The organism is Paenibacillus lutrae (assembly GCF_009757775.1).
GTDB lineage: Bacteria > Bacillota > Bacilli > Paenibacillales > NBRC-103111 > Paenibacillus_F > Paenibacillus_F lutrae.
Window position 1 is genome coordinate 140,148 of sequence record NZ_RHLK01000016.1, and the last position, 24,645, is coordinate 164,792.

Genomic DNA, 24,645 nt, shown 5'->3' on the forward strand with positions numbered 1-24,645 from the left:
TTTTTTCTTTTGGCGTTAAGTTATAAAAATACCCCTTTGGTGTTATTTCAAAATGTGCCTTTATGTCATATATTTAGAAATGTTACCAGTTAAGACCATTCGGTATCATTTACTAAGGGGGATTTATATGACACGTTTTCGCACCGTTCCAAGCCGGAGCTTATCACTCTGGCAGTCGGCCGTAACCGACACTGTCCGCAGCGCCATGAAGGATCAAATGCCGAAGTCCGGGTCCGAGCAGCCTGGGCAGCAGGCGGATCTGCTGGCAGTGGCTGCGCCTGCTGCAGCGGATAACGCGGCCGAGCTGCTTGCCTCATTGCACGAACATATCTTGCAGGAGCAGGGAGCAGACAATCCCGGTCCTCTTCTTAAGGCGTCCGGCAGCGCGTCAGATGCATCGGCAGAAGCGGGTCCGGCTTCAGATGCCGCAAAGGTATCCCGTCTTATGTACGAGGCGGCTATTGCCAAGGCAGAAGGGAAGGAAGAGGAAGCATTCCGTCTGATGGAGGAAGCCCGTAAATATTCAACGGGTGATTATGCCGGATGGGTGACTTGTATCACCACTTTCATTGAATATTATACGAAGTACCGCAATCCGTACTATCGCGACTGGAAAGAACTCGGGCAGCCGATTGGGACGTATGGCGTCATTCCTTACGTTCTGCCGGACGATGCGAAGGTAGGTCTTATCGGTGACTGGGCGACCGGCATGCCGGATGCCAAGGAACTCGTCAAATATATGGTCAATATGGACGTGGATGCGATTATTCATCTGGGCGATATTTATTACTCAGGGACACCGGATGAATGCACCCGCAATTTTAACGCAATTTTTGATGAGGTATTTGCGGAGACGGGCAAACCGAGGATTCCGGTCTTTACGATCCCGGGGAATCACGATTACTACGCATTCGGTTACGGTTTTTACAATGGAGTGATAGATCAGGTTAATGCCAGTCATCCTGACTGGAAGCAGGAAGCCAGTTACTTCAGTCTCCGCACGCAGGACGGTGCCTGGCAGTTCCTCGGGATGGACACCGGACGCCATGATTATAACCCGAAGAACGATATGGACCCGACCTACAACGGGCCCTGGCTGGAAGATTCAGAGGTAGAGTGGCATGCGGATAAGCTTAGAAATTTTGGCGGAAGCACGCTGCTGCTGTCCCATCATCAGCTTTTCTCCCAGCACAGCCCGATTCAAAGCCGCTTCGCGCAGAGACCGTGGATGAATGAGCATTTAATGAGCGCGTTCTCCCCGTATTTTGACCGGATTGCTTGCTGGTTCTGGGGGCATGAACATAACCTGGCGTTATTCCGCGACGGATTGATGGGACTGGCCAAGGGACGGCTGGTCGGCTCCTCCGCTTATGAAGAAACGACGGGAGAAACCCCGTACACCCCGCATAATGCTGATTATGCCGAGCAGGTTCCATACATGGAGGCAATGCCGCTCGTGAGTCAGGCGAACGGTTATTACAATCACGCTTTTGCCGTTCTGGATTTCAAACGTGCAGGCAAGGAAGATCCGATCGCTTGTACCTATTACGAATTCCCTTCCTGGGGATCGCACCAGCCGGATACGATTCAGGCAAAAGTACTGATGACAGAAACCATTCCTTACAAAGTGCCTGCTCCGCCGGTTTCGGGGGCGGTTATCAAATCGGGCGACGTGGTGCTGCTGCGTAATCAGACAGGCGCCTATGTTGCAGGCTTTAAGACAGGGAAGTGGCCCAGTTATCTTAATTTCCCGACAGTAAGCCCGACCGACAAGGTCAAGCTGAAGCTGTCTCTTCTGCAGGGAACCGAGGGCAGCGAGCTTAAAGACGAGGCAGAGATTCGGATTGAGACGACGGAAATGCAACAAGACAACTGCCTGGGTGCATGGAAAGATCGTCACGAACTCTATTATTATCAGAAAGATTACAACAAAGAACAGCAGGGCTGGCGCCTGCGCAAGGTAGATCCTACCGATAGCGCACTGCGGGACGGGGATGTAGTCTACATCTACAACCGGTACTGGACCGACGGAAAAATGTGCCAGGAGGGACAATGGCTGACCACCAAAGCCGATACCCCGGATAAATGGACGATTGTTAAGCTTTAGAGACCGGCGTAAGCTGCGCAGAATAGACGGCCGGGGGCTCGAATCCGGCTCCACCGGACCGCTGGATTTCCAGCGGTCTTTGTGTGCATCGGGATTTGGCAAGCCGCCGGCCAGGATAGAGAGCTTCCGCTGTTTGGACAGGCAGGCGGGGGCGTTACCCGGCAGCCAAGGACGGAGATATCGGGTGCGGAGAAGAGATGAGGTAGACGCGGCTTTATTCATTCGTTATGATACGGGGATACAAGAAACCTCGATCAAGGATGGTACGCGCAATTGACTTCAATTTCTTTCACACTTAACGATCTGACAGCATCGGTGTATTTGTATACTTACGCCTGTCATGAAGATGAACAGTACTTGTGCGCGATGGAGCTGCGCGCTCTATTCGGCTCGGAGCCGGAGAGCCCCCGCTTCACCCGGAGCACGGCCAGGCTGGACCCGAGCCGCAGCCCGTTTATCCGCTTCCGGGTCGCGGCTCAGCTCGAAGCGGCCAGCCTGGATGAGCTGGCTGCCAAGGCGGAATCGCTTGACCTCCAAGGGGAGACGTTCAAGCTTCAGTACGTGGAGGCCGAAGGTGAGGCCTCCTATGACGAGCAGCGCGCGATTGAACGCGCGGTGGGGCTTCATGTCCGGGGCAAGGCGGACATGAAGACTCCGCAGCGCCTGCTTGGTCTGGCGCAGGCGGGCGGCCGCTGGCTGCTCGGCGAGTGCCGCAGGAGCGAAGCGCTCTGGCTGGCGCACAGCCGTAAGCCGCGCCAGTACTCCACCGCGCTTAGCACGCGGGTAGCCCGCGCAGCGGCCAATATCGCGGTGCCCCGGCCGGCGGGCATCCGCGCGATCGATCCGTGCTGCGGCATCGGCACGGTGCTGGTGGAGGCCTTGTCGATGGGCATCGACATCGTCGGCCGCGATCTTAACCCGCTCGCGGTCCGCGGAGCGCGCGAGAATCTTCACCACTTCGGATTCCCGGATGTGGTGAAGATTGCGGACATCCGCAGCCTGGAAGGCGACTACGATGCGCTGATTCTGGATATGCCGTATAACCTGTGCTCCAGAATTAGTGCGGAGGAGCAGCTCGACATGCTGCGGAGCGCCCGGCGGCTTGCGCGGAGGGCTGTCGTCATCACGGCGGAGCCGATTGACGGGCCGCTGGCGCAAGCCGGGTTTGAGGTGGACGACCGGTGCGTCGTCCGCAAAGGCAGCTTCGAGCGGCAGGTTATTCTCTGCCGCCCGAAGCTCTAAGGGAGGGCCTTTCAAATTCATCATTAATATCCTTGTCCTATTCCGGGCCTTTAGCTATAGGGTCTTTCCTGTTACTCACACAACCCAAAAATTCAGTGGATATTTTCCGTTTACCAGTTTTTTTAGGTAATATATGGTAGATTGTGGAACTGTAACAAAGGAGAGGATTCCCCTGAGTATAAGATATCCGCTTAACTTTTTGTTTTTATAGGTGCTTATATTGTGGTAGATAAGTTTGTTTTATTAAGCACGACGTGGAAAATTATTTTATTTTGTTTGCTAATGGCGGGGGTGGATTATGTAATGGATAAGGCGGGAATTAGACAAATTCATATCCCCGTATACGCTGGAGTTGCAGCTATCATCCTGATTGTCTTTGCCCTATCCTACATGGGCCCCATCATACCTGAACGTAATCGAAGGCAACAAGGATAAGCTGCTTCCGGTAATCTGCCGGGAGCAGCTTTATTTAGCTTTGCTATATTTAGCTTTGCTATATTTAGCTTTGCTTTATTTAGGCTCCGCTTAATCCAGCTTAAAGCCCTTGCTTTCTACAAAAGGCTTGATATGAGGCCGGACAGGCAACCGGTATTTATCCGCCATGCTGCGGGACCAGGACAGATCGGTTTGGCCCCCTGTCCGTTCCCTATAGTAGCGCCGGGTTGTTTCATCGTATTCTTGAATTCCTTCGAGGACTGCTCCGGTATCATAGGCGTTCTCATGCACGACAGCCTGCATAGGGAGGCGGGGACGAAGAGACGGCTCCTGATCGGGTACACCGATGCACATGCCAAACACAGGGTAAACCAGCTCCGGCAGGCGCAGCGCTTCGCTTACTTTGTGGGGAACATTACGGATGCCGCCGATGTAGCAGATGCCCAGGCCCAGAGATTCGGCCGCAATGGCTGCATTCTGCGCCGCCAGCGCAGCGTCGAGTGAGGCCACTAGGAAGCTTTCGGTATTCTGGTGAAAAATTTCTCCGCAATTCTCCGTCACGTTCCGTAAACGCGATAAGTCGGCACAGAACACGAGAAACAGTCCGCACTGCTCTACATAAGCTTGATTTCCCGCGAATTCTGCGAGTTCCTTCTTTAAGAGAGGATCTGTAACCGAAATGATGCTGTAGGCTTGAACATTGCTTGAAGTAGACGCCATCTGGGCGGCCCCGAGAATAGCTTTCTTCTGCTCGGGGGCAAGAGGTTCCGGTTTAAATTTGCGTATCGAACGGTGATTCATCAGAAGATCAATAACGGAATTCATGTACGATTTCTCCTTTTGTAATCCGTATGGAAAACTTATGTCTATTATAGATAGAAAAAGGGCTTTTCACAAAGAGTTCCAAGGAAGCGAATGACTTGCCGGATAACTTGGAGTAATCGCCCGTTCAAGTATATGCTGAGATTATTTAATGGGTTATTAATTGTTCTAAAGAATAGTTTTATCTTAATCTGTGGCGATTACCACGGATTTTTTTATGCCCTCCGCATAGGAGTTGCACCTAGGCTCCAAGTCCTATACACGGGATACAGGACTAGTCATCGCGGCTAATCTGCCATAATCAGTTAGGAATTAAACCTTAAATACAAATGGCTTAAGTAGCTGTTGTAACAGGAAATCATAGGTATTAAGATCTACTTCAGGCATTTCCTTTATGGGCAAAATTGGTTTTTATTATATAAAATTTCCTTTAATTTAATTATTATTTAAAATATTTTAACAAAACAAAAACTATATTTTAAAAACAAGATAGAGATAATTTCTTTAAAATAGTTTCGTTTTGGGCAGTTTCTTTTTAGTATTTTAATATTTTATTTAGAGTTGACTTGATATTACTGGTAGAGTTATGATCAAATTGTAATAATTTTCCTTGCATATTTTCCTGTTTCATCTAGTTTTTGAATGATTTGGAGTAGATGACGAACGATGGGAGGGAATTTTTTGACCGATATTGGAGAATGGGAAGCAAAGATAAGAGAGGTTCTACGGCAGCATTTCAAATTGTTTGTTCCAGTTGAAGAACTGGCACCAGATGCCGAGCTGCTTTACAACGGTTTGAATTCAGTGGATTTCATTAACCTGGTCGTAGAGATTGAGAAAGAATTCAGCCTCCGGGTTGATGCGGCGGATTTAAAACTGGACAATTTCAAAAGCATTTCCGAGATTCTGAATTTTATATCTTACCAGAAAGAAAAAGCAGGAATACACGCCGTCGGGGGAAGTGATTAGCTGTCTTTTGGTCTCCCCTTCCTCAAGTGTTTTTATTACTAGGAGAGTGAGAGAATAACGATGCCGTTAACCGTGAATGGAACCGTAAGATCTTTAAGCGATTTTTTAAGTGAACCCGCCAAGAGATGGCCTGACCGGGAAGCCGTTAGCGATGGCAAGCATTCCCTTACTTTTAAAGAGCTGGATCAAGCAAGCCATCATCTGGCCCGGTTTCTGATCAGCGAGGGCGTGGGCGTAAACCAGCATGTGGCGATCCTTGCACCGAAGGAAGTGTCGGTCGTTATTGCGATAGCTGCATGTTTGAAGGCCGGAATTACTTACGTTCCGATTGAGCCGACTAATCCCGTACAACGGATCGAGTATTTGATTTCGGATATAAAACCCGCGTATCTCATTATGCCTTCCTCTTTTAGCGAAAGACTGAATCCGTCTATATTCCAATCCATTCCCGTCATTCATCTGGAGCAGGTTATTCCGGGAGACTGCCCTGTCTGGGGAGAAATCCCGATCCATGAATTAGAGCTTCCGCTAGAACCCGTAGAAGATTCCACATTAGCTTATTGTATGTATACCTCTGGTTCGACCGGCGAGCCTAAGGGTGTGCAAGTTGAACACAAGAGTGTCCTCAGTTTCATTCAGACCTTTCAGGATATCGTGCAGTTTGATGAGTGTTCCGTATGCCTCAATACGTCTGCTTTTAATTTTGATGTGTCCATTGAAGATGTATTCGCTCCTCTGTACTATGGTTCTCGTGTCTTCCTGTATTCCGGATTGATGTATCCGACCCGATTCTTTGACATTCTGGAGCGTGAGAAAATTACACATCTGATCGCGATATCATCCACCATTACTTTGATGGCGGGAGCGGTCGGTGAATTCCAGGAAAGGGATTTATCCCAGTTGAAAGTTCTGCTGACGGGTGGAGAAGTGCTTAACGTGAACGCTATCCAGACATGGCTTCGTGAAGTGCCGGGTATCCGGCTCTACAATGCGTATGGACCGACGGAGACGACATGCGTATGCGTCATTTATCCGATCACGGAGATTGAACCTGATCGTACCGAGTTCTATCCGATCGGCCTACCGCTCCGTGGCGTCTCTTTGCGAATCGTGGACGAGGAGGGAAATACGCTCGGTCCTGATGAAGAGGGCGAACTGCTTATTGGCGGCACCCATGTAATGAGGGGGTACTGGAACAGGCCGGAACTCACGGCATCGAGAACGGTAACGATAGATGGAATCCGGTATTACAAATCCGGTGATGTTGCCAGGATTGATCCGCAGGGAATCTGTCACTATCTGGGGAGAAGAGATGACGAAGTCAAAGTATTCGGCTACCGCATTAATCTGAACGAAGTCAGGAACGCGCTGATCAGCGTGGATCATGTCGCAGACGGAGTTGTAGCGGCCATTGAAGATAAGCAGGGCAAGGTGCTGGTTGCCGCTATCATCTGCAAAGATTCTATGGAGCCGTCGTTCGGGGCCGACGTGATCCGGCAAATTTCGCTGAAGCTGCCGAATTACATGATTCCCAGAGCCGTTCTGTTATGTCGTAATTTCCCTGCCATGACGACGGCTAAGACGGATGTCAAGAAAATAGTCCGTCTCATTCAAAGCAAAATGGCTGAAAGCAGCTCCAGCATCCTTCTTCAAACAGAGGATTGGGACGCTTAAACCGTGTATAAGCGCAAGATGGAAGTGAGTTTGAAACCGGTCAGACGCGTTATTAACTCAGAATAGGCGGTGGTTATTATGAATATCCAGTATGCAAGTAAGGCAGAGACTTCCTACGAATATGGGTGTGACTTAAGAAGGATTTACCCATGGGAGTCGCTTATTGATCCGCTATGGGGAAGTGCGATTGCTTCTGTAAGAGCCGGAGAAAACACTGCGCCCCATGCTCATGACGAACATGAGACGTTCATCATCCTGAAGGGCAGGGGACTGATGACGATCGAGGATGAAACGGCCGAGGTGTCCAGTGGCGATATCATCTATATCCCACCGAATCTTCAACATACGATCCGTAACAGCAGTGAAGAAGAAAGGCTTGAATTCATTACCATTTACTGGGGGATCCCTGAAGCAAATGAACGGATGCTAAGAATGGCAGAGGAGTTGGTAGAGTCCAGAACGTCCAGAATTTGAACAAGAATCCCGGAGGGAACGCTTCTTGTCAGAAGTGAAGGAGGAAGATGATGACAGCTAATCGTGCATTTCATGTAATCGCGCCGCCCCCTACTCCGAATGGGGACCTGCATGTCGGGCACTTATCCGGTCCGTATTTCGGCGCAGATGTATTCTCCCGGTTCCAACGGCTGAGAGGCAGCCAAGTGACAAGTGCACTGAGTATCGATGAGAACCAGTCCTATGTTGTGACAACAGCCGAAAGGCTGCAGGAGGATCCGAAGGAACTCGTTGCAAGAAATTACGATGATATTCGCAGAACCTTGCAAATGGCAGCTATTCATTTTGATACTGTAGGCAGGCCGGACGAGAAGTATACCCGGTTCGTATCGGATTTTTTTGAAACCTTGTATGCGGCAGGCAGTCTCATTGAGAAACAAGTGCAGGTCTATTACAACACAGCGGACGAGCGGTATCTGTTCGAATCCTATATCAAAGGCAGATGTCCGACTTGTTTTGACTCGACTAACGGCAATATTTGCGAAAGCTGCGGCCATCCTAACGATCCGTTCACGCTGATCGATGCGGGACCTGTAAATTCCTCTGCGGGAAAGGACGGGCTGGAGATTAGAACCGTACGTGCCTTGTTCCTGCCCATGGAGTCTTACAGGGCCCGGATCAAGACGTTTTTTGAAGAGAGTGAACAACATATCAGGCCTACCCTCAAATTACTGCTTACTGAACTCCTCCAATCTCCTTTACAGGATTTTCCCGTTACGTACGTCTCGGACTGGGGAATCCGTATTCCTTTTGATGGCTTGGAATCATCGGTTTACAACGTCTGGGCCGAAATGTATCCAGGGCATTTGTATTGGCTGAAGGAAGCGGGTCGTACTGCTACGGAAAAAAGCGCAGACACCCTTTCTTATGTCCAGTTTCTCGGCTTCGACAATTCCTATTTCTATACGATCGCGCATGTGGCTCTGGCAATGGCTGCACAGGATGCGGGTCTCTCCGTTCCGGTAGCCAGTCATTTTATCACCAATGAATTTTACCTTCTGGATAACGATAAGTTTTCTACAAGCAGAGGGCACTTGATCTGGGGAAAAGAACTTCTCTCTAAGTACAATGCGGACGCCGTCCGGTTCTACCTGGCTTATACCAATCCGGAAACACAGCAAACCAATTGTTCACTGGACACGATGACGGCTTGGATTCAGACAAATTTGGTCGATAAGTTTGAAAAAATCCGGTCGGTGTATAACAAACGGGTCGGACAAGGTGTGATAACCGGACAAGGGTCTCCGGAATGGAATTCCTGGATTCAGACATTCCAGCATAGATTTGAGCTCGTGTACAGTCCCGATACGTTCAGTCTGCGGACAGCGGCCCAGACCTTCGTCCACTACATGGATCTGGTGGAAGACCAGCTGGTGAAGACCGAGGCGGATAGAACATCTGCAGGGATCGGCCGGGCAGTAGCCGCCCTTGCCCTGTTTGCGGCTCCTTTGATGCCCACATTCGCATCCCGGCTCGCAGAAGAGTTAGGAATTTCCGGACACTTGTCCTGGAAAGAGCTTCCGGTGATCGGTAACGTACGACCTCTGCCGCCCGGTTTAATTACACTTCAAGCATTGGCAGCAAGCACGGTGTCCAGTTCTTCATAATGGGAGGTATTTATGTCGCACATTTATGACCTGATCGGAATAGGATTCGGCCCATCCAATATCGCACTTGCCATTGCATTGGAAGAAATGGACGTAGATCTGGACTTTCTTTTTCTTGAGAAATCGGCTAACAGAAAATGGCAGGAAGGGATGCTGCTGGACGGTTCCGATATCCAGAATAATCCTCTCCGGGATTTAGTTACTCCGCGTAATCCGCGAAGCCACTATACCTTTATTAACTATTTGAAGGAAGTCGGCCGTTTCTTTGAATACTTGAATCTGGGTATTCACTTTCCGCTGCGTAAAGAATACGCCCTGTATATATCGTGGGTTACGGAACAATTTTCCGAATCCGTTAAATATTCGACACAGGTTACACATGTGGATATGGTTGCGGGGAAGGAAGGGCAGAAGCTGTGGCAGATTAAAACCTCAGCAGGGGAAGAGTACTTGTGCCGCAGCCTGATCGTAGGTCCGGGCAGAACACCTAACATTCCGGCGGAATTCAAACCGCATATCGGTTCCTCGATTTTTCATTTGACGGAGTATATCCAGAAAATCGAATCATTCAACCTGCAGGAGGATACCACGATTGCCGTCATCGGCGCGAGCCAAAGTGCGGTAGAAATACTGTTGGATCTCATGAACCGGACCTCGGCGGCACAAATTTGCTCGATTCACCGGTCGTTCGGCTTCCGCCTCAAAGATACGAGCCCGTTCAGCGATCACGTGTATTTCCCGGAATTTATCGACTATTACTACAGTTTATCCCGCGACTCGAAACAACAGATAGCGGTCCAGCTTAATAACACGAACTACTCATCTGCGGATGGGGATGTCATCAACCAGTTGTATCTCCGCCTGTACGAAGAGAAGCTGGACGGGAAGAACCGATTCCGTTTTATAAATAATACCCGTACTGAAGAGATTACAAAGGCAGACAAGGGCTGGAATTTGTTAACGCAGGAAATCCATACGAAAGCTTTCCGTCAAGTTCAGGCGGATGTTGTCATTCTGGCGACAGGGTTCCTGGATTTCGGAGTCGGGCACAAGGGGGAGAAGTTCCCGCCACTGCTTGAACGGGTCAAGAATGCTTTGCCCGTAGACGAATTCGGAGTCATAAAAGTTCAGAGAGATTACGCCGTGAAGTTAGTGGGAGAGGACGCGCTTCCCCATCTGTATTTGAACGGATTGTGCGAGTCGACCCACGGGCTTGGCGATGCAGGCTCCTTCAGTCTGGTTTCGCTCCGTTCCATGGAAATCGCCAAGAGCGTGGTTCATAACTTGACGAAATCAGACGAAGTTAAGGAACGTTTGTATCAGATGTAAGTCTATTAATGAATGAGGTGAATGTATTGGCCCGAGTTGCTTTTACTACTTTTGCCATCATGAAACAACCGTACGGTCATCAAGAAGTCCAAGGGTTTGAGGATCTGACGCCGCCCGTATTCGAGGTGGCGGAAGACAGCCCCGGTTTTATTGCCAGAGCGAAAGAAACCGACGATTTGACGCACCTCACCAACTTTGAGCGCGACTGGGGAGAATGGGGGGCGTTCAGTGTCCCCCGGTTCTATACGGGAGGGTTTACGATGTCCACCGATACCCGGGCTTCGACTTTATCCCTCTGGGAGAACATTGACTCCGTTTATCAGTTCGTCTACAAGGGTCTTCACCTTACAGCACTCAAGAAGCGCCATGATTGGTTCGTTAAACCGGAATGGCCGACCTATGCCATGTGGTATGCAGAGGAAGGTGAGATTCCGACCTGGGAGGAAGCGAGCAGGAAACTGGAGCTCCTGCATGACAATGGCCCTACGCTGGCCTCATTTGATTTCAAGCAGTTGTTTGATGAAAGCGGCAATCCGTTTCAGATTAGACCCAAAGTTAGCCAGGATAAGTAGAATAGCCCCGAATAATTCAGCGGGTAAAAGGAGTGATAGGAGAATGAATGACTCTACATTTGCAGAGTACGAATCTAATGTGCGCAGCTATTGCCGGAGTTTTCCGGCGGTTTTCAGAAAGGCTTCGGGAGACCTGATCTATGATGAAGCCGGCAACCCTTATCTGGATTTTTTATCGGGCGCGAGTTCGTTAAATTACGGGCATAATAACGGGCTGATCCGGCAAGAAATTACGGCATATCTGCAGGAAGAGGGGATCGTTCATTCCCTGGATATGTATACGGCTGCTAAACGGAGCTTTATCGAGGACTTCGTCACCCATATTCTGAAGCCCCGGGGGCTGGACTACAAACTGCAATTCCCGGGACCGGCCGGCACCAATGCGGTGGAAGCTGCCATGAAGCTTGCCCGCAAAGTGACCGGAAGGACCAACATCATCGCGTTTACGAATGCGTTTCACGGCATGAGTCTCGGAGCGCTGTCGGCTACTACGGACCCGGTCAAACGGTCGGCGGCCGGGATCAGTCTTCCGGGTGTCACTTTCATGCCTTATTGCGGCTCCCTGGGAAGCCCCGATACGACGCTGGAATACATGGAGAAGACCCTGACCAACCGGGGAAGCGGAGTAGAGCCGCCGGCCGGCTTTCTGGTGGAGCTGGTCCAGGGAGAAGGAGGCCTGAACACGGCAACATCCGAATGGCTGCAAGGTCTTGCTTCACTCGCCCGCAGACTGGAAGTGCCGTTAATTGTGGATGACATCCAGGCGGGATGCGGCCGAACCGGGACGTTCTTCAGTTTTGAAGAAATGGGAATCACACCGGATATCGTGTGTCTTGCCAAGTCCTTAAGCGGTTATGGGCTTCCGATGGCTCTTGTCCTGCTTAAACGGGAGCTGGATGTCTGGCAGCCTGGGGAACACAACGGAACTTTCAGAGGGAATAACCTGGGCTTTGTAGGGGCCTCTGCAGCCATACGCAATTATTGGAGAGACAGGCGCTTCCAGGAATCGCTTGCTGTGAAGTCTGCTTATATTCGGCAGACGCTGCAGGATTTGTGCACTCTTTTCCCGGAAGGGGAAGCAGTCGTAAAAGGAAGAGGCTTGATGCTTGGTCTGGATGTGAAGCATGGACTTCTGGCCGAAACGATTTCCAGGCAGGCATTTACGAACGGTCTGATCATTGAAACTTGCGGCCGGTCCGATCAAGTCGTTAAGCTGCTTCCTCCATTGACGATCTCAGATGAGAACCTGAAGGCCGGACTTGGTATTTTAAGACGCTCTATGGAACAAGTCTTGGAAGATACACTTTTGAGTGTTTAAGGAGACGTTATTATGACTAAGCACGCATCATCCGACTGTGCGGATGTAGTCATTATCGGAGGCGGCATCAACGGCACCAGCCTGGCTTTTCATCTTGCGAGAGAAAAGGCGGGGAAAATCGTGGTGCTGGAAAAATCCCAGCTTTCCACAGGTGCAACGGGAAAAAGCGGGGGGCTGGTCCGCTGCAACTATACCAATGAAGCAGAGGCCCGGCTGGCTTTAACGAGCCTGGAATATTTTCAGAATTGGGAAGGGATTGTCGGGGGCAGCTGCGGGTTCGACCCATGCGGACTGGTCGTTATCGTGCCGCCCGGCAAACTTGCCGATTTGAAGCATAATATGAGCTGGCAGCGTGCTATGGGTATCCCGATCCGGCTAATTGCCCGGGATGAAGTCAATCAAATAGACTCTTCGATGTATATGGAAGAGTCTATTGATTATGTGGGCTTTGAAGAATCGGCGGGATATGCAGATCCTAATGCGGCAAATTATTCTTTCATGAAGGCTTCCCGGGATTTGGGTGCTGAATACCGGATCGGGACGGGAGCCGTCAGAATCGTGCACAGCAACAACCAGGTTCAAGGAGTCCTGACCAATCAGGGAATGATCCATTCGCCGGTCGTTGTCGTAGCAGCGGGAATCGGGGCGAATCGTTTGTTTGCACCTTTGGGTCTCGACCTGGGACTGACACCTACTCTGACGCGCATTGTCACTTTCCGCTGGACGCCGGAGCGGACTCAGAGGCACCCGACATGTATGGATTATGTCCATAATACCTGGTTCCGCCCGACGAGCGAGTCCTGTACCCTGATGGGTTCCGAATCCGGTGTCAGGCCCATTCATGGAAGGATCAGGACGTCCGAGAGTGTTCCCGATCATTTGATCAGGGAATACCGGGAGCTGCTGGCCAGGAGGTATCCGGTTATGAATAACGCTAACGCACGCGGGAATTGGGCCGGCTTGTTCATGACAAGTCCGGACTCGCGTCCGGTCATCGGCCCGCTTGAGCCGTATTCGGGGCTATACACGGTTGCGGGAGACAGCGGGACTTCTTTTAAGACGGCTCCTTCCATCGGAAAAGGGCTGAGCGAGCTTATTCTTCACGGAAAAGCTTCCACCGTAGATTTATCCCCTTTCTACGCGTCACGCTTTGACAGGGTGCAGCCTTGGGTTGATTCCCACCGCTATAGCCAGGATAATGCCACTATTTCGAGATAAGGAGGGCTAAGAATGTCTGAATTAACAACCAATGTCCGTGTAATTGCCGCATCTGACAAGCAGATCGACGATCTTGTTCCGCTGTTTGACTCCTATAGACAGTTCTACAAGCAGGACAGTGACCCGGGTCAAGCCAGGAGATTCCTTGAAGATCGGCTCCGGAATGAGGAATCGGTTCTTTTCCTGGCTTACGAGCATGATACCGCAGTGGGGTTTACCCAGCTGTATCCGAGCTTTTCCAGCGTCTCTCTAAAAAAATTATGGATTCTGAATGATCTGTACGTCATCCCGGAAATGCGTGGCAGACGGATCGGAGAAATGCTGATTGGGAAGGCAGCGGAACTTTCACGGAGTACCGGAGGCAAAGGTCTGATTCTGTCGACCTCTGTACATAATCACAGTGCTCAGACGCTGTACGAAAGAGTCGGATTTGAGAAAGATCTGGAATTTTACCATTATTTCATGCCGACCGTCTAACGGGGCGAATATGAGGAGAACGGGAGTGTTCTGATGAACAGCCTAACTACGATAGCCGGTTCCACATCCTTTAACCCGGGGGAACTTCTCAGACTTCCCCGGACCAATAACCGGCGCCCCAAGGTCAGACTGGGAATCAGCAGCAATCTGACCAGTGCGCATGCCAGGGAACTGTGCTTCGGTTGTCTGGCAGGCGCCCAAGAATGGCTGCAAAGCGATCCTCCCTACGAGCTTGAACTGCTGTGGGAAGAGGATACGCTCGATGAAAACGACGACAGTACCGCTCCCAGGCGGCTCGTCAGATCGGGAGCGGATATCGTGATCGGTCACTGCAGCAGCACGGAGGCTCTCCGTGCCGCTCAAGTGTACGAGCAAGCGGGCATCCCCTTCCTTGCGCCGGGTACTTCCAATCCGCTTCTTACGGCGATGGGGCTGCGCAATGTTGTCCGGTATTACGGAAGAGACGACGACTTGGCTGAAGCGATGACGGATGTGGTCGTACGGGGAGGTGCCGGCAAGGTTGCTCTTGTCTGGCAGGATATTCTGTACGGGCGTACTCTGGCCGGATTATTAAGAGGCACTCTTCTGCGCAGCGGGATCGAGGTGGCGACGGAATCGGACGGGAAGGGCCATGCCTTGACCGCCACTAATCTAGCCGGTTTGGACACCGTTGTTTTTGCCGGAACTTATCTGGCCGGGGCAGAACTTCTTGAACAGCTGAAGGAAGCCGATTACCGGGGTTCGGTGGTTCTGGGAGACGATGCTTATCTGGAGGAGTTTCTAGCTGCCGCCCAAGGTTTACGGGGTGATGTATATGTGGTCTCTACGGGAGTTAATACGGACCATTCCGATTATGAAGCGTTTCGCCAAAGGTATGTGAACTTGTCCGGCCTGGAACCCGGAGCCTATTCGGTAACAAGTTATCTGGCCGCCCGTCAAGGTCTGGAGTTCATTCACATCCTGGCTCAAAGAGGGCTGCATGCGTTTATCGACAAGATCCGGATGGAGAGCTTTACGAAGGATTCTCTTGTAGGGAAGCTGCACGTGAACTACAAAGGGGAGCCTATGAATTTTGCCTGGAACACACACCAGGTGAAGGACGGGCGGTTTGTTAAATGGCCGTCACGGGCGTAGGCCCATTTAGTGTACAAGCCGTATGAGCGTACTTTGAGGAACCGAGTCTAAATGGCAGGGGGGTTAAGCGATGCAAGTCATTGATGGGATTGACTGTTTATTTGATCAGAACTTGTATGACGAACATGGACTGAATTGCTTTTATGTGCCCAAGTATATAGCGACTCAAGCGTATGGACAACAGAATCCCGATTTGTTCTATCTGTATTTCTACTTTTATCTCCATTATAATGTCCGGTCCGATCCCCAATTTCCGCAGCCTTACAATAACGATTCTTTAGATTTGACCGAAGCCTTTGTTCTGAAAGAAAAACTGGGTCTGGAGATCGTTGCTTTACCCGCTGATGAGGACCTCGTCCTGAAGATTGAAGAGCAAGTAAGGAACGGATGGCCTGTCTTTGTCCCGGTCAATAAAAAGGCGATTTTCTACTGCGAGGAATATCTAAAGAAAGATCATCCTCATTTGACCCTGATTAAAGGGTTTGACAGCGAAAGAAAGGTATTCGTTATTCAGGATGGCGAGCACAACGTTTCCTTAACCAACAGCAAACCTTATCCTGCCCTGCGCACCCGTACCGGCGATGTATGTTCCCAGTTCTACATGCTCTACGACATGCTGGAATCCGGGTACGGGCTTTATAATGAATCCTTTGAATATATGCGCGGCACCATTAAAGTCCTGAAGCCTCTTACTTCTGTCACCGCCCCTGCTTCCGGCGTATTAACAGATCTGTCCGGTATGATTCTTGAATATGCAGGGCAAGAGGAGCAACTGATCGGGCCCAAATTCGATTATCTTCTGAATCACGATACGGGCCTGGGTATGGCTTATGCGAACACGCAAAAAGTGCTCTTTAAAATGATCTTGAAATTCATGGCAGCAAACGAAGAAGATCCGTCTCGGATAGCACAGATTCAGACGCTTATGAACGATTGCCATGAAGCGTGGAAGAAACTCATCCATTTTGTCATGTTTATCCATAAAAGAGAACAAGGCAGTGCGGAGGAGACGCTGAAAAATCAGACCGTAATCAGCCAATTTCAAGAGGAAATTATTCAGCTTGAGCGGAAGCTGCTGGATCAGCTGGCCCGGATCGGAACTGCGGTGGCCTGAGCCTGGGCCTACCGTAACGGCCCCGGATGCCTGCCTTGTTTTATCAAATAAGAAGCGGTGATGCACAGATGGGAATCATTCAAGTTAATGATTTGAGCAAAAGCTTTAAAGTTTTGAACCGGAGGCAAGGATTGTCGGGAGCTTTCAAAGATTTATTTTCCGGGGATTACAGGATGGTTCATGCCGTCAAGGGGATTTCCCTGGAGGTGGAAGAAGGAGAGATTGTCGGGTTCATGGGGCCCAATGGCGCCGGGAAATCCACGACCATCAAAATGATGACAGGTGTATTGGAACCGACTGAGGGCAGCATTATGGTGAACGGCCAGATTCCGTATAAGAACCGGACCCGGAATATGCAGCAAATTGGCGTTGTATTCGGCCAGAGGAGTCAGCTTTGGTGGGATTTGCCCGTGATTGAGTCTTTAAATATTTTGAAAGAAATCTACAAGGTGGATCAAAAGAGCTTTGACGAGAATATGGATACGTTTAATGAAGTCCTGAATTTGAATAAACTGCATGCGACACCGGTAAGGTTTTTGTCCCTGGGACAACGGATGTTATGCGACATAGCGGCCTCGTTCCTGCACAATCCCAAAGTTATCTTTCTGGACGAACCCACGATTGGTCTGGATGTCTCCATTAAGAATAAAATCAGAAATGTCATAAAAAAATTAAATGAGATTAAGAAAACGACCATTATTTTAACGACGCATGACTTGAGCGATATAGAGGCTTTATGCAAAAGAATCGTTATTATCGATAAAGGGACGATTATTTATGATGGGGGCATTCAGGCAGTAAGCCGCTCTTTCGGGGCGTTCCGGACGCTCAAACTGGAATGTACGGAGAATGATCCGGACCTTCATCTTCAGATCGCGGAGAAAGTACAGGCTAATTTCGGAGCGAAAACCACTATACCTGTCGTTAAAGCGGATGATTACTGGATCAGTCTGACGATCAATCAGGACGAGGTAAAACTGATGGAGGTTCTGAATTTCGTTATCAGTCACTTTCAGGTGAAAGATATCAAAATCGAAGAGGTCGATATCGAACAAATCATCCGGAATATTTATGAGGGCGGTGTATCATGAAACGCTATTTCGTTATTGCCAGAAATAGTTTCATGACGGAATTATCAAGGAGAGCAAGCTTTATCTTTGCTTTCCTGGGCAATATTCTGTATTTGACCGTCATTTATTTCCTGTGGTCCTCTATTTATAAGAACAACACTGAAATCAACGGCATGACCTTCAATGAGGTTTTTGTTTACCTCGCGTTAGCTTCCTCTATGGCCGTGATGTTTCAAGTTTATACGGAATGGTTCATGTCCAGAGACATTATCAGCGGGAACATTATAACCGATATAATTAAGCCTCTTGACTATCAGTTCAACCGGTTCTGTAATTCGCTGGGAGGCGTCTTCTCTAACTTTCTAACGATTACCGTTCCGTCCTTTCTGCTCATTCTTCTTGTATTTCAAGTAGGCATTCAAATCCGTCTGAACTTTCTCTTTTTTATTCTTGCCGTTATTTTTGCCCTGATTATTGCTTTCCTGATCGATTACATGATTGGTTTGCTTTCCTTTTATACCGAATCCATATGGGGGATCAGCATTACCAAAGAAGTGGTCGTTTTATTTTTTTCCGGCGCTTTGGTTCCCTTGGCATTTTTTCCTGAACCATTGCGTGAAGTTGTTCAGCTTTTACCTTTTCAAGCCATCTATAACACTCCGTTAACTATTCTGATTACACCAACCTTACAGGCATCCGATTACCTTACATTCATCTCCGTTCAACTCTTCTGGATCTCTGTTTTATTCATCCTTAGTCGTTTCTTTCATCACAGGGCATTAAAGGTCATCACAATAAACGGGGGTTAATGGCAGTGAGAACACTCTTGTTTTACTTTAAAATTTACTTAAAAATCACTTCTCAATATTTTAAAGTGAAAATGCAATACCGGGCCGACTTTATTATAAGCTCGATCGGGATGCTGGTAACGAATCTTGTGGGGATTCTGCCTTTGTGGATCATTTTCAATTCCGTCTCCAGCCTGGAAGGCTTTACTTATTATGAAATTTTATTTATTTATTCGTTTTCTCTGATTGCCTTATCCCCGCTGCAGCTTTTCTTCGATAACATCTGGAATCTGTGGACCCATCTGATCGACGGAACGTTTATCAAATATTACTTGAAGCCCATTAATGTCATGTTCTACTACATGTCCGAAGTCTTTGACATCAAAGGATTAAGCCAATTAGCTTTCGGGGCTGCCGGATTGATCTATGCCTCCGTCCAACTCGGTCTCTCCTGGAATTTGGTAAGTATCGTTTTATTATTAATTGCTCTGCTGGGCTCATCGTTAATTATGGTTTCTCTAATGATTATGGCAGCGGCAACGGGTTTCTGGATTACGAATCCGTTTCATGTGATCGCTTTTGTTTTCCGGTTCAGAGAAATCGTCAAATACCCCGTAACCATTTTTAATAATTTTTTTAAATTTCTGTTTACGTTTATCCTCCCCATCGGATTTGTCGCTTTTTATCCATCCCAGCTCTTTTTAAAATCCTTCACCGATGCCGATTTGCTGGCTTACTGCTCGCCGTTAGTCGGGGTTCTCTTATTTTCACTGGCTTATCTGGCTTGGAATAAAGCCATCAAAAGCTATTCAGGGACAGGCTCATGATCTTGCAACAAGAAATGAAAAAAGCAGTCCATCCTCATCTGAGGGAGGGCTGCTTTTTGCTCTATTAGCTTCACCTTGTAGAAGCAAAACGACTCCACTCCCTTTCCTTTTTACCGGTAATAGAACAACCCAGTACCGGCGCGGTACTGGATTGTTATTTACAAAAACTGTATTTGTTTTGCAGCGGCCTCTATAAGGAGGACTTTTGTGTGATTAAAACTAAACATGGAGTTGGGACAAATTCCCCAAATAAAAAGCCATCTTTGCGTGGTCTGGGCAAAGATGGCTGTATTAGCGTGTAAGACCTGTGTAGGAAAGCCCTGTCTTGCGCCTAGTGGGTGAAGACGTGATTTCCGATCACAGTTTTGGCAGGGCGCGCTTTACTCCATGCCGATGTGGCAATGTCCGGATTGTAGTAGAATAGCGCGCCTGATGTCGGGTCCGATCCGTTCAGAGCCGCACGGGCCGCCTGGTAGGCACTCGCATTAGGCTTCATGGCATACTGCCCGTCTCTCACGGCAGAGAACTGGCCCCGCTGATGAATGACGCCCGGGATCGAATCCGGGAACGAGTTGGACTGTACGCGGTTAATGACAACGGCGCCAATCGCCACTTGTCCCTGATAGGATTCACCCCGTGCCTCGGCATAAATGATGCGCGCCATTTGCTCCAGGGCATCCGTTTGAGGGGCGGCTGTTTGTTTGAGCTTGGCGATGGTCCGGGAATCCGCCTGCCCGTCAGCAGGAAGACCGTAAGCGCGCTGGAACTTTGCCACGGAATCCTTGGTGACCGCTCCGTAATAACCGGTTACGCCTGCGTTAAAATACCCGAGCGCATCGAGACGCTCCTGTAAATCCAGTACGTGCTCGCTCTGGGTTCCGGTCGACAAAGACATAGCCGAGACGGAAGGAGCGGCGCTTGCAAAGCCGACAGCACAAACTGCGGCAGATAGTACGATAGGTAGTTTCTTCATAAGTATGTGTTCCTCCTCTTAATTTCTGACCACGTTGTTGACGTGACAATATGACTAAGGGGCCTACGATGGTCATAAAAGGCTGCCGCCCACGCTTATCAGCGGCAAACAGGGGAGTGACGGAGCCGGCCAGCTTACCGGTTCGTCTCTATATAGTTCGAAGAGTATGTGCAGATTGCCTCCGTACATGGAGAAAAAAATTCGATTCCCCCCGGCTTGGCGGCTCGAAACAGGGCAGACAAAAAAAAGAGACCCGCAGCAACGGGCTGCAGGTCTAAGGTTTATTTATTAAAAAAGGGGGTCGAATATTAGTATAGGCTACTTACATTAAAAGAAGATGAAAACTGGATTTCATTTGTGTTACAAATGATGACTCCAGCATTTTTTAAAGTGGATCAGGGATGGTATAGTTCTAGTTAGCAGACTTACGAGCAATGAAGGGGAAGACGCAATTGGATACTCATGTACAGCCAGTCAGACAAACACCGCCGGGGGCGGCTGAGAAAGCCGTTCCGCAGGCACCCTTGGCTTCGGCCCAAACCACAGTTCAACTGGTTGGTCCCGGAGAAGAAGATGCGGCGTATTTCCGCCAGCTGGAGAGCAGGGGCACCGAGCTTAACGAACCCCAGCTTCGGGCAGTCCGCCATTTTACAGGCCCTCTGTTAACGATTGCAGGGGCAGGCTCCGGGAAAACCTCCGTCTTAATTTGCCGAACCGGGCATCTGCTTTCGGTCAGGAAAGTGCAGGCGAGGAATATTCTGCTCGTCACTTTCTCGAGTAAAGCCGCCGCCGAAATGAGATCGCGGATCGCTAAATTGCCGGGCATCACGGAACGGGATATCTCGCAGCTTGAGGCGCGGACGTTTCATTCTTTTTTCCTGCAGATTATCCGCAGACAGGGAATCAGCCTGGAGATTTTTAACGAACCGCGCAGACAGCATATTCTGCTGAAACAACTGATGCGGGAACTGGGAACACCGGAGGCTTATCCTCCCGAAACGCTGCTTGCACTGTTATCTTCCTATAAAATAAACCGGATGGCGCTCCGGGATCTGCCGGAGGGGACGAGCCACGAGAAGGCCGTCAGAAGTATTCTGATCCGGTACGAATCCTGGATGCAGGCTAACGGGAAGATGGACTTTGACGACGTGCTTCTGATCGCGTACAACGTTCTTCGAGAGAATTCAGAGCTCCTGCGGATGCTTCAGAACCGTTTTGAATATGTGATGGTGGATGAATTTCAGGATACGAACGGGCTTCAGTACGAACTGATCCGGATGATCGCCGAACCTCAGGGGAATTTGATGGTTGTCGGGGATGATGACCAGACCATTTATACCTTCAATGGGGCGAGGAGCGAGTTTATTCTGGATTTCGAGAAGATGTATCCGGGAGCCAAAGTGATTACACTGGATATCAATTACCGTTCGACGGCTTCGATCGTCGGGCTGGGCAACCAGATTATCCGCCGCAATGTGAAGCGGCGGCCGAAGAAGCTGAAGGCAACCAAGGCTGGCGAGGCGGTGCCCGGGTACTTGCGTCCCAAGTCGGCAGAGGATGAGGCCGAGGCGGTGATCCGCCACATCCAGGGCGAGGTGGAGCAGAAACGCCGGGAGTATGGCGACTTCGCAGTCCTGTTCCGCTCGGCGAGCTCCTGCCGCGCTCTCTTGGAGCAGCTGGTGCTGCGGAATATCCCGTATATCGATTACGGGGACGGGCAGCTGTTGTACCAGCATGGGCTGATCAAGCCCATCATGGATTATTTACGGTTGTCCGTGAACCGGCGTGATTTTGAGGCGATGGAGGGAATTCTGCCCACGATGTATCTGGGCCGCGAGAAGGCAATGGCCCATATCCGCAGGCAGGAAGCGGTACAACCCAAGAAGGGCCCGCTGATTCATTTGATGACGATGCCGGATTGCAAAGACTATCACAAGGAGAAGATCCGGGAGAAGCTGGAGCTGATTCGCGATCTGACTCCTATGAAGCCGGCCGCGGCGATCAAGCTTATCCGCAAGCGGTTCTACGACGCGTATGTGGAGACGGATGAGAAGCAGGCGGTTACCCAGCACAAGGAAATGCTGAAAGAGATGCTGGATGAACTGGAATCATCCGCCGCGCGTTTCGATACGATCCCGGAATTTGTGGAATTCGTAAATGAAATTGCGGCCAAAACCACGATGGGCAGACAAGAGCGGTCACCGGAACAAGGCAGCCGGATCTCGCTCATGACCATTCACCGTTCCAAAGGACTGGAGTTTCCGGTGGTCTTCGTTATCGGAGCGGTCGACGGCAGTCTGCCGCACAGCTCCGCGCTGGATGCCGAAGCGCCGGACAAAGCTGCGGCGCTGGAGGAAGAGCGGCGTCTGGCGTATGTGGCCGTGACGCGGGCGCGCGAGGAGCTGTTCGTGAGCTCTCCCGCCAGCTTCAGAGGCCGCCAGGCGGCGGTCTCCCGCTTCGTGCTCGGCGCATTCGCCGCGCCTTCTGCGGCGGGTACGGAGCCTGCTGCGAAGCGTCCGGCTGCCGCTGCCGCCGCCCGTGCCGGAAGGACATCCGTCACGATCCGGACCGCTGCAGCGGCAAGGCACATACCGGCAGCGTCTTCTGCGGCCGGAGGGAGTTCTCAGGCGGCCACGGAAACAGTGGCCGCCTGGATTTGCGGCGCGGGCGGCTGTCCGGCGTGGTCGCGGATAACCGGGCCCGCGGAAGCGGAGCCCCCGGCCAAGAGCTGCCCGCTGTGCAAGTCCCCTATGAGCCGGGGGAGTAGAGAGGTTCCTGTACGACAATCCAAATAGGCAGGTGAGGAAGATCGTGAAAACGGGCAACGGCAAACGGCAAAGGGGATTTCATAAGCAAGTTCCTGCTTTGGTTTGAATCCGTGCTGGGCACGTTTCTTATGATAGGTACGCTTCATTTACTGTTCAAAAACTTGAAGCCCGCGCCGGAGGACAAATAACTTGCCTGAGCTAAAAAAAAAAGCCGAAACACAGCTGTACCTGGAATACAAAGAACACCCCCTTACGAAAAAAAGCCGGACGGCCGAAGGCCATAGGAACAAGTCCAGCCTTCTCTAAGGGGGTGTTTTACGTCTGCTTCCAGTGAAGAAGCAGAGGCCCGTTCTTACCGTAGACCGGATCGGATGAGGGAACAGGTACTCGCTGGATCCGCTCCAGCGCTTCGGGCCGTTCATCTGCTTGTCCGGTAAGCAGATCGGCTTCCATTCCGTCCGGATAAGCTCCGACTACCCGGAAATCGGCGGTGGCCGATAGTCTCCGGTGGCCGGTACCGGCCGGAAGCACAACCACATCGCCGGTCTCCAGCCCGACCGGCTGTCCATGCTCACCGCCGAGTTGGATAACGGCGGAACCGCTGATGACGCCCAGCACTTCATGAGCCGTGCTGTGATAATGATGGTAGTCGAACACGCCGCCAGTCCAGCTGTTCAACCAGTTATTCCGGTTGAAGATCTTCTCTGCCTCAGCCGCCCGTTCCTCGAATGCCCTTTTATAAAGAAGAGCGGGCAGGGCAGGATTGTTAGGGATCGTTTCCTCATCTTTGAACAATAATGTCTGGATTTCCGGTTTCTTCGGCATAAAAGATTCCTCCGTTCTAAGACTGGGACGCGCTTTACGTCTTATAAAAATGACCCTGCCGCCATTAAAAAGCTGCAGGGTCTATTTATTTTTCTGATGAATCTTAAATTTTATTGAGGGTTGGTTGTCCAAATTCCTGCCGCTTTGACAAAGACCCGCGGCGGAAGTTTCAGAGTGGCCAGGATGAGTTCGGCAACGTCTTCTGGCTGCATCATCCGGTCTTCGTCGCCGATTTTGAGGCCTGCGTTAGTTGCCAGGTCTGTATTGACGGTGCTGGGCGTCAGAGCCGTGACGCGGATATTGGATTTGCGGACTTCCTGCAGAACGGACTCCGTTAAGCCCATTACGCCGAATTTAGAGGCGCAGTAAGCGGAACCTGTCGCAAAACCGCGTTCGCCGGCAGTCGAAGCTACGTTAATAATGCTGCCGCTGTTCTGTTTCACCATAGCCGGAAGGACAGCGCGGGTCACATAGTAAGTTCCCATGAGATTGACTTGAATAATGCGTTCCCACTCGTCCTGCTCCATATCGAGAAGCGTGCCGAATTGGGCAATTCCCGCGTTATTAATGAGGATATCGACTTGCCCCAGTTCGTCCGTAAGAGATTGAATCGCCTGATTCACTTCAGAAGATTTGGAAATATCCGCAGATGCGAAATGTACTTTAACACCATAAGTTGTGGAAAGTTCTTGCTGAAGTGCTTCCAGGTCCGCCGTGCTGCGTGCAAGAAGTCCCAGATGTACGCCTTCCTTAGCGAGGGCGATAGCGGCTGCTTTGCCGATGCCTTTTCCAGCGCCGGTAATGATGGCTGTTTTATTCGTTAGCTGCATGGTTGTCTCTCCTTCTTCACACTTCATAGGGAA

The 24,645-nt window shown here is 50.3% G+C and carries 22 protein-coding genes; 18 read left to right on the top strand and 4 right to left on the bottom strand.

The window, feature by feature from the left end; translation table 11 throughout:
• The first annotated feature begins 127 nt into the window (after positions 1 to 127).
• The 3 genes from EDM21_RS20940 to EDM21_RS20950 all read left to right on the top strand — a co-directional run bounded on the left by EDM21_RS20940 (position 128) and on the right by EDM21_RS20950 (position 3,349).
• Complete coding sequence (locus EDM21_RS20940) at positions 128 to 2,107, top strand: metallophosphoesterase family protein (RefSeq protein WP_235918298.1); 1,980 nt, start codon at positions 128 to 130, stop codon at positions 2,105 to 2,107.
• Complete coding sequence (locus EDM21_RS20945; protein ID WP_157338357.1) at positions 2,094 to 2,384, top strand: hypothetical protein; 291 nt, start codon at positions 2,094 to 2,096, stop codon at positions 2,382 to 2,384. The genes EDM21_RS20940 and EDM21_RS20945 overlap by 14 nt, the downstream gene beginning before the upstream one ends.
• Before the next feature lie 89 nt (positions 2,385 to 2,473).
• Entirely contained in the window at positions 2,474 to 3,349 is an 876-nt protein-coding gene (locus EDM21_RS20950) for a TRM11 family SAM-dependent methyltransferase (protein WP_157338427.1), read from the top strand.
• Positions 3,350 to 3,874: 525 nt separating this feature from the next.
• Here EDM21_RS20950 and nfsA read toward each other — a convergent pair.
• Positions 3,875 to 4,609 carry an oxygen-insensitive NADPH nitroreductase gene (gene nfsA / locus EDM21_RS20955; protein WP_157338358.1) on the bottom strand — a complete coding sequence of 245 codons (735 nt, stop codon included), beginning with the start codon at positions 4,607 to 4,609 and terminating at the stop codon, positions 3,875 to 3,877.
• Positions 4,610 to 5,287: 678 nt separating this feature from the next.
• On the opposite strand from nfsA, the gene EDM21_RS20960 reads away from it, so the two are divergent.
• The 14 genes from EDM21_RS20960 (at position 5,288) to EDM21_RS21025 (ending at position 19,216) form a co-directional block, all read left to right on the top strand.
• Positions 5,288 to 5,575 carry a phosphopantetheine-binding protein gene (locus EDM21_RS20960; RefSeq protein WP_157338359.1) on the top strand — a complete coding sequence of 96 codons (288 nt, stop codon included), beginning with the start codon at positions 5,288 to 5,290 and terminating at the stop codon, positions 5,573 to 5,575.
• Positions 5,576 to 5,635: 60 nt separating this feature from the next.
• Entirely contained in the window at positions 5,636 to 7,249 is a 1,614-nt protein-coding gene (locus EDM21_RS20965; RefSeq protein ID WP_157338360.1) for an amino acid adenylation domain-containing protein, read from the top strand.
• A 78-nt stretch (positions 7,250 to 7,327) separates the two neighbouring features.
• Complete coding sequence (locus EDM21_RS20970; protein WP_157338361.1) at positions 7,328 to 7,723, top strand: cupin domain-containing protein; 396 nt, start codon at positions 7,328 to 7,330, stop codon at positions 7,721 to 7,723.
• 50 nt (positions 7,724 to 7,773) lie between these two features.
• Positions 7,774 to 9,369 carry a class I tRNA ligase family protein gene (locus tag EDM21_RS20975; protein ID WP_166542113.1) on the top strand — a complete coding sequence of 532 codons (1,596 nt, stop codon included), beginning with the start codon at positions 7,774 to 7,776 and terminating at the stop codon, positions 9,367 to 9,369.
• Positions 9,370 to 9,381: 12 nt separating this feature from the next.
• On the top strand, positions 9,382 to 10,698 hold the full coding sequence (locus EDM21_RS20980) for a lysine N(6)-hydroxylase/L-ornithine N(5)-oxygenase family protein (protein WP_157338363.1): 1,317 nt from the start codon (positions 9,382 to 9,384) through the stop codon (positions 10,696 to 10,698).
• 26 nt (positions 10,699 to 10,724) lie between these two features.
• Positions 10,725 to 11,270 carry a DUF3291 domain-containing protein gene (locus EDM21_RS20985; RefSeq protein WP_157338364.1) on the top strand — a complete coding sequence of 182 codons (546 nt, stop codon included), beginning with the start codon at positions 10,725 to 10,727 and terminating at the stop codon, positions 11,268 to 11,270.
• Between the two features lie 43 nt (positions 11,271 to 11,313).
• The gene (gene ectB, locus EDM21_RS20990; protein WP_157338365.1) at positions 11,314 to 12,588 is read left to right on the top strand and encodes a diaminobutyrate--2-oxoglutarate transaminase; all 1,275 of its coding nucleotides are present in this window, start codon (positions 11,314 to 11,316) and stop codon (positions 12,586 to 12,588) included.
• Between the two features lie 12 nt (positions 12,589 to 12,600).
• Entirely contained in the window at positions 12,601 to 13,806 is a 1,206-nt protein-coding gene (locus tag EDM21_RS20995; RefSeq protein ID WP_157338366.1) for an NAD(P)/FAD-dependent oxidoreductase, read from the top strand.
• Positions 13,807 to 13,818: 12 nt separating this feature from the next.
• Positions 13,819 to 14,283 carry a GNAT family N-acetyltransferase gene (locus tag EDM21_RS21000; protein ID WP_157338367.1) on the top strand — a complete coding sequence of 155 codons (465 nt, stop codon included), beginning with the start codon at positions 13,819 to 13,821 and terminating at the stop codon, positions 14,281 to 14,283.
• A gap of 33 nt (positions 14,284 to 14,316) precedes the next feature.
• Positions 14,317 to 15,417, top strand: coding sequence for an ABC transporter substrate-binding protein (locus EDM21_RS21005; RefSeq protein ID WP_157338368.1), 1,101 nt, complete (start codon positions 14,317 to 14,319; stop codon positions 15,415 to 15,417).
• 70 nt (positions 15,418 to 15,487) lie between these two features.
• A complete protein-coding gene (locus EDM21_RS21010; RefSeq protein ID WP_157338369.1) occupies positions 15,488 to 16,531 on the top strand; it encodes a hypothetical protein in 1,044 nt (347 codons plus the stop codon).
• Between the two features lie 68 nt (positions 16,532 to 16,599).
• Positions 16,600 to 17,622 (top strand): ABC transporter ATP-binding protein, encoded by a 1,023-nt coding sequence (locus EDM21_RS21015; RefSeq protein ID WP_157338370.1) that lies wholly within the window; start codon positions 16,600 to 16,602, stop codon positions 17,620 to 17,622.
• Positions 17,619 to 18,410, top strand: coding sequence for an ABC transporter permease (locus EDM21_RS21020; protein WP_157338371.1), 792 nt, complete (start codon positions 17,619 to 17,621; stop codon positions 18,408 to 18,410). The genes EDM21_RS21015 and EDM21_RS21020 overlap by 4 nt, the downstream gene beginning before the upstream one ends.
• A gap of 5 nt (positions 18,411 to 18,415) precedes the next feature.
• On the top strand, positions 18,416 to 19,216 hold the full coding sequence (locus tag EDM21_RS21025; RefSeq protein ID WP_201280819.1) for an ABC transporter permease: 801 nt from the start codon (positions 18,416 to 18,418) through the stop codon (positions 19,214 to 19,216).
• A gap of 331 nt (positions 19,217 to 19,547) precedes the next feature.
• Here EDM21_RS21025 and EDM21_RS21030 read toward each other — a convergent pair whose 3' ends face one another.
• Positions 19,548 to 20,189: a cell wall hydrolase gene (locus tag EDM21_RS21030; RefSeq protein WP_068777255.1), complete on the bottom strand. Its 642-nt coding sequence runs from the start codon at positions 20,187 to 20,189 to the stop codon at positions 19,548 to 19,550.
• A 452-nt stretch (positions 20,190 to 20,641) separates the two neighbouring features.
• Between EDM21_RS21030 and EDM21_RS21035 the strand changes: the two genes are divergently transcribed.
• On the top strand, positions 20,642 to 22,984 hold the full coding sequence (locus tag EDM21_RS21035; protein WP_235918299.1) for a UvrD-helicase domain-containing protein: 2,343 nt from the start codon (positions 20,642 to 20,644) through the stop codon (positions 22,982 to 22,984).
• 288 nt (positions 22,985 to 23,272) lie between these two features.
• Here the strand turns inward: EDM21_RS21035 and EDM21_RS21040 are convergent, their stop codons facing one another.
• Together EDM21_RS21040 and EDM21_RS21045 are read right to left on the bottom strand one after the other, a co-directional pair.
• Positions 23,273 to 23,782, bottom strand: coding sequence for a cupin domain-containing protein (locus EDM21_RS21040; RefSeq protein ID WP_157338373.1), 510 nt, complete (start codon positions 23,780 to 23,782; stop codon positions 23,273 to 23,275).
• A gap of 110 nt (positions 23,783 to 23,892) precedes the next feature.
• Entirely contained in the window at positions 23,893 to 24,612 is a 720-nt protein-coding gene (locus EDM21_RS21045) for a 3-ketoacyl-ACP reductase (protein WP_157338374.1), read from the bottom strand.
• Between the last annotated feature and the right edge of the window lie 33 nt (positions 24,613 to 24,645).

Coding starts and splice junctions, on each gene's coding strand:
- EDM21_RS20970 (WP_157338361.1), top strand. CDS start 7,328: ATGAATATCCAGTATGCAAGTAAGGCAGAGACTTCCTACGAATATGGG.
- EDM21_RS20995 (WP_157338366.1), top strand. CDS start 12,601: ATGACTAAGCACGCATCATCCGACTGTGCGGATGTAGTCATTATCGGA.
- EDM21_RS21010 (WP_157338369.1), top strand. CDS start 15,488: ATGCAAGTCATTGATGGGATTGACTGTTTATTTGATCAGAACTTGTAT.
- EDM21_RS21005 (WP_157338368.1), top strand. CDS start 14,317: ATGAACAGCCTAACTACGATAGCCGGTTCCACATCCTTTAACCCGGGG.
- EDM21_RS21000 (WP_157338367.1), top strand. CDS start 13,819: ATGTCTGAATTAACAACCAATGTCCGTGTAATTGCCGCATCTGACAAG.
- nfsA (WP_157338358.1), bottom strand. CDS start 4,609: ATGAATTCCGTTATTGATCTTCTGATGAATCACCGTTCGATACGCAAA.
- EDM21_RS21040 (WP_157338373.1), bottom strand. CDS start 23,782: ATGCCGAAGAAACCGGAAATCCAGACATTATTGTTCAAAGATGAGGAA.
- EDM21_RS20980 (WP_157338363.1), top strand. CDS start 9,382: ATGTCGCACATTTATGACCTGATCGGAATAGGATTCGGCCCATCCAAT.
- EDM21_RS20975 (WP_166542113.1), top strand. CDS start 7,774: ATGACAGCTAATCGTGCATTTCATGTAATCGCGCCGCCCCCTACTCCG.
- EDM21_RS21045 (WP_157338374.1), bottom strand. CDS start 24,612: ATGCAGCTAACGAATAAAACAGCCATCATTACCGGCGCTGGAAAAGGC.
- EDM21_RS20940 (WP_235918298.1), top strand. CDS start 128: ATGACACGTTTTCGCACCGTTCCAAGCCGGAGCTTATCACTCTGGCAG.
- EDM21_RS21020 (WP_157338371.1), top strand. CDS start 17,619: ATGAAACGCTATTTCGTTATTGCCAGAAATAGTTTCATGACGGAATTA.
- EDM21_RS20950 (WP_157338427.1), top strand. CDS start 2,474: ATGGAGCTGCGCGCTCTATTCGGCTCGGAGCCGGAGAGCCCCCGCTTC.
- EDM21_RS21030 (WP_068777255.1), bottom strand. CDS start 20,189: ATGAAGAAACTACCTATCGTACTATCTGCCGCAGTTTGTGCTGTCGGC.
- EDM21_RS21015 (WP_157338370.1), top strand. CDS start 16,600: ATGGGAATCATTCAAGTTAATGATTTGAGCAAAAGCTTTAAAGTTTTG.
- EDM21_RS20965 (WP_157338360.1), top strand. CDS start 5,636: ATGCCGTTAACCGTGAATGGAACCGTAAGATCTTTAAGCGATTTTTTA.
- ectB (WP_157338365.1), top strand. CDS start 11,314: ATGAATGACTCTACATTTGCAGAGTACGAATCTAATGTGCGCAGCTAT.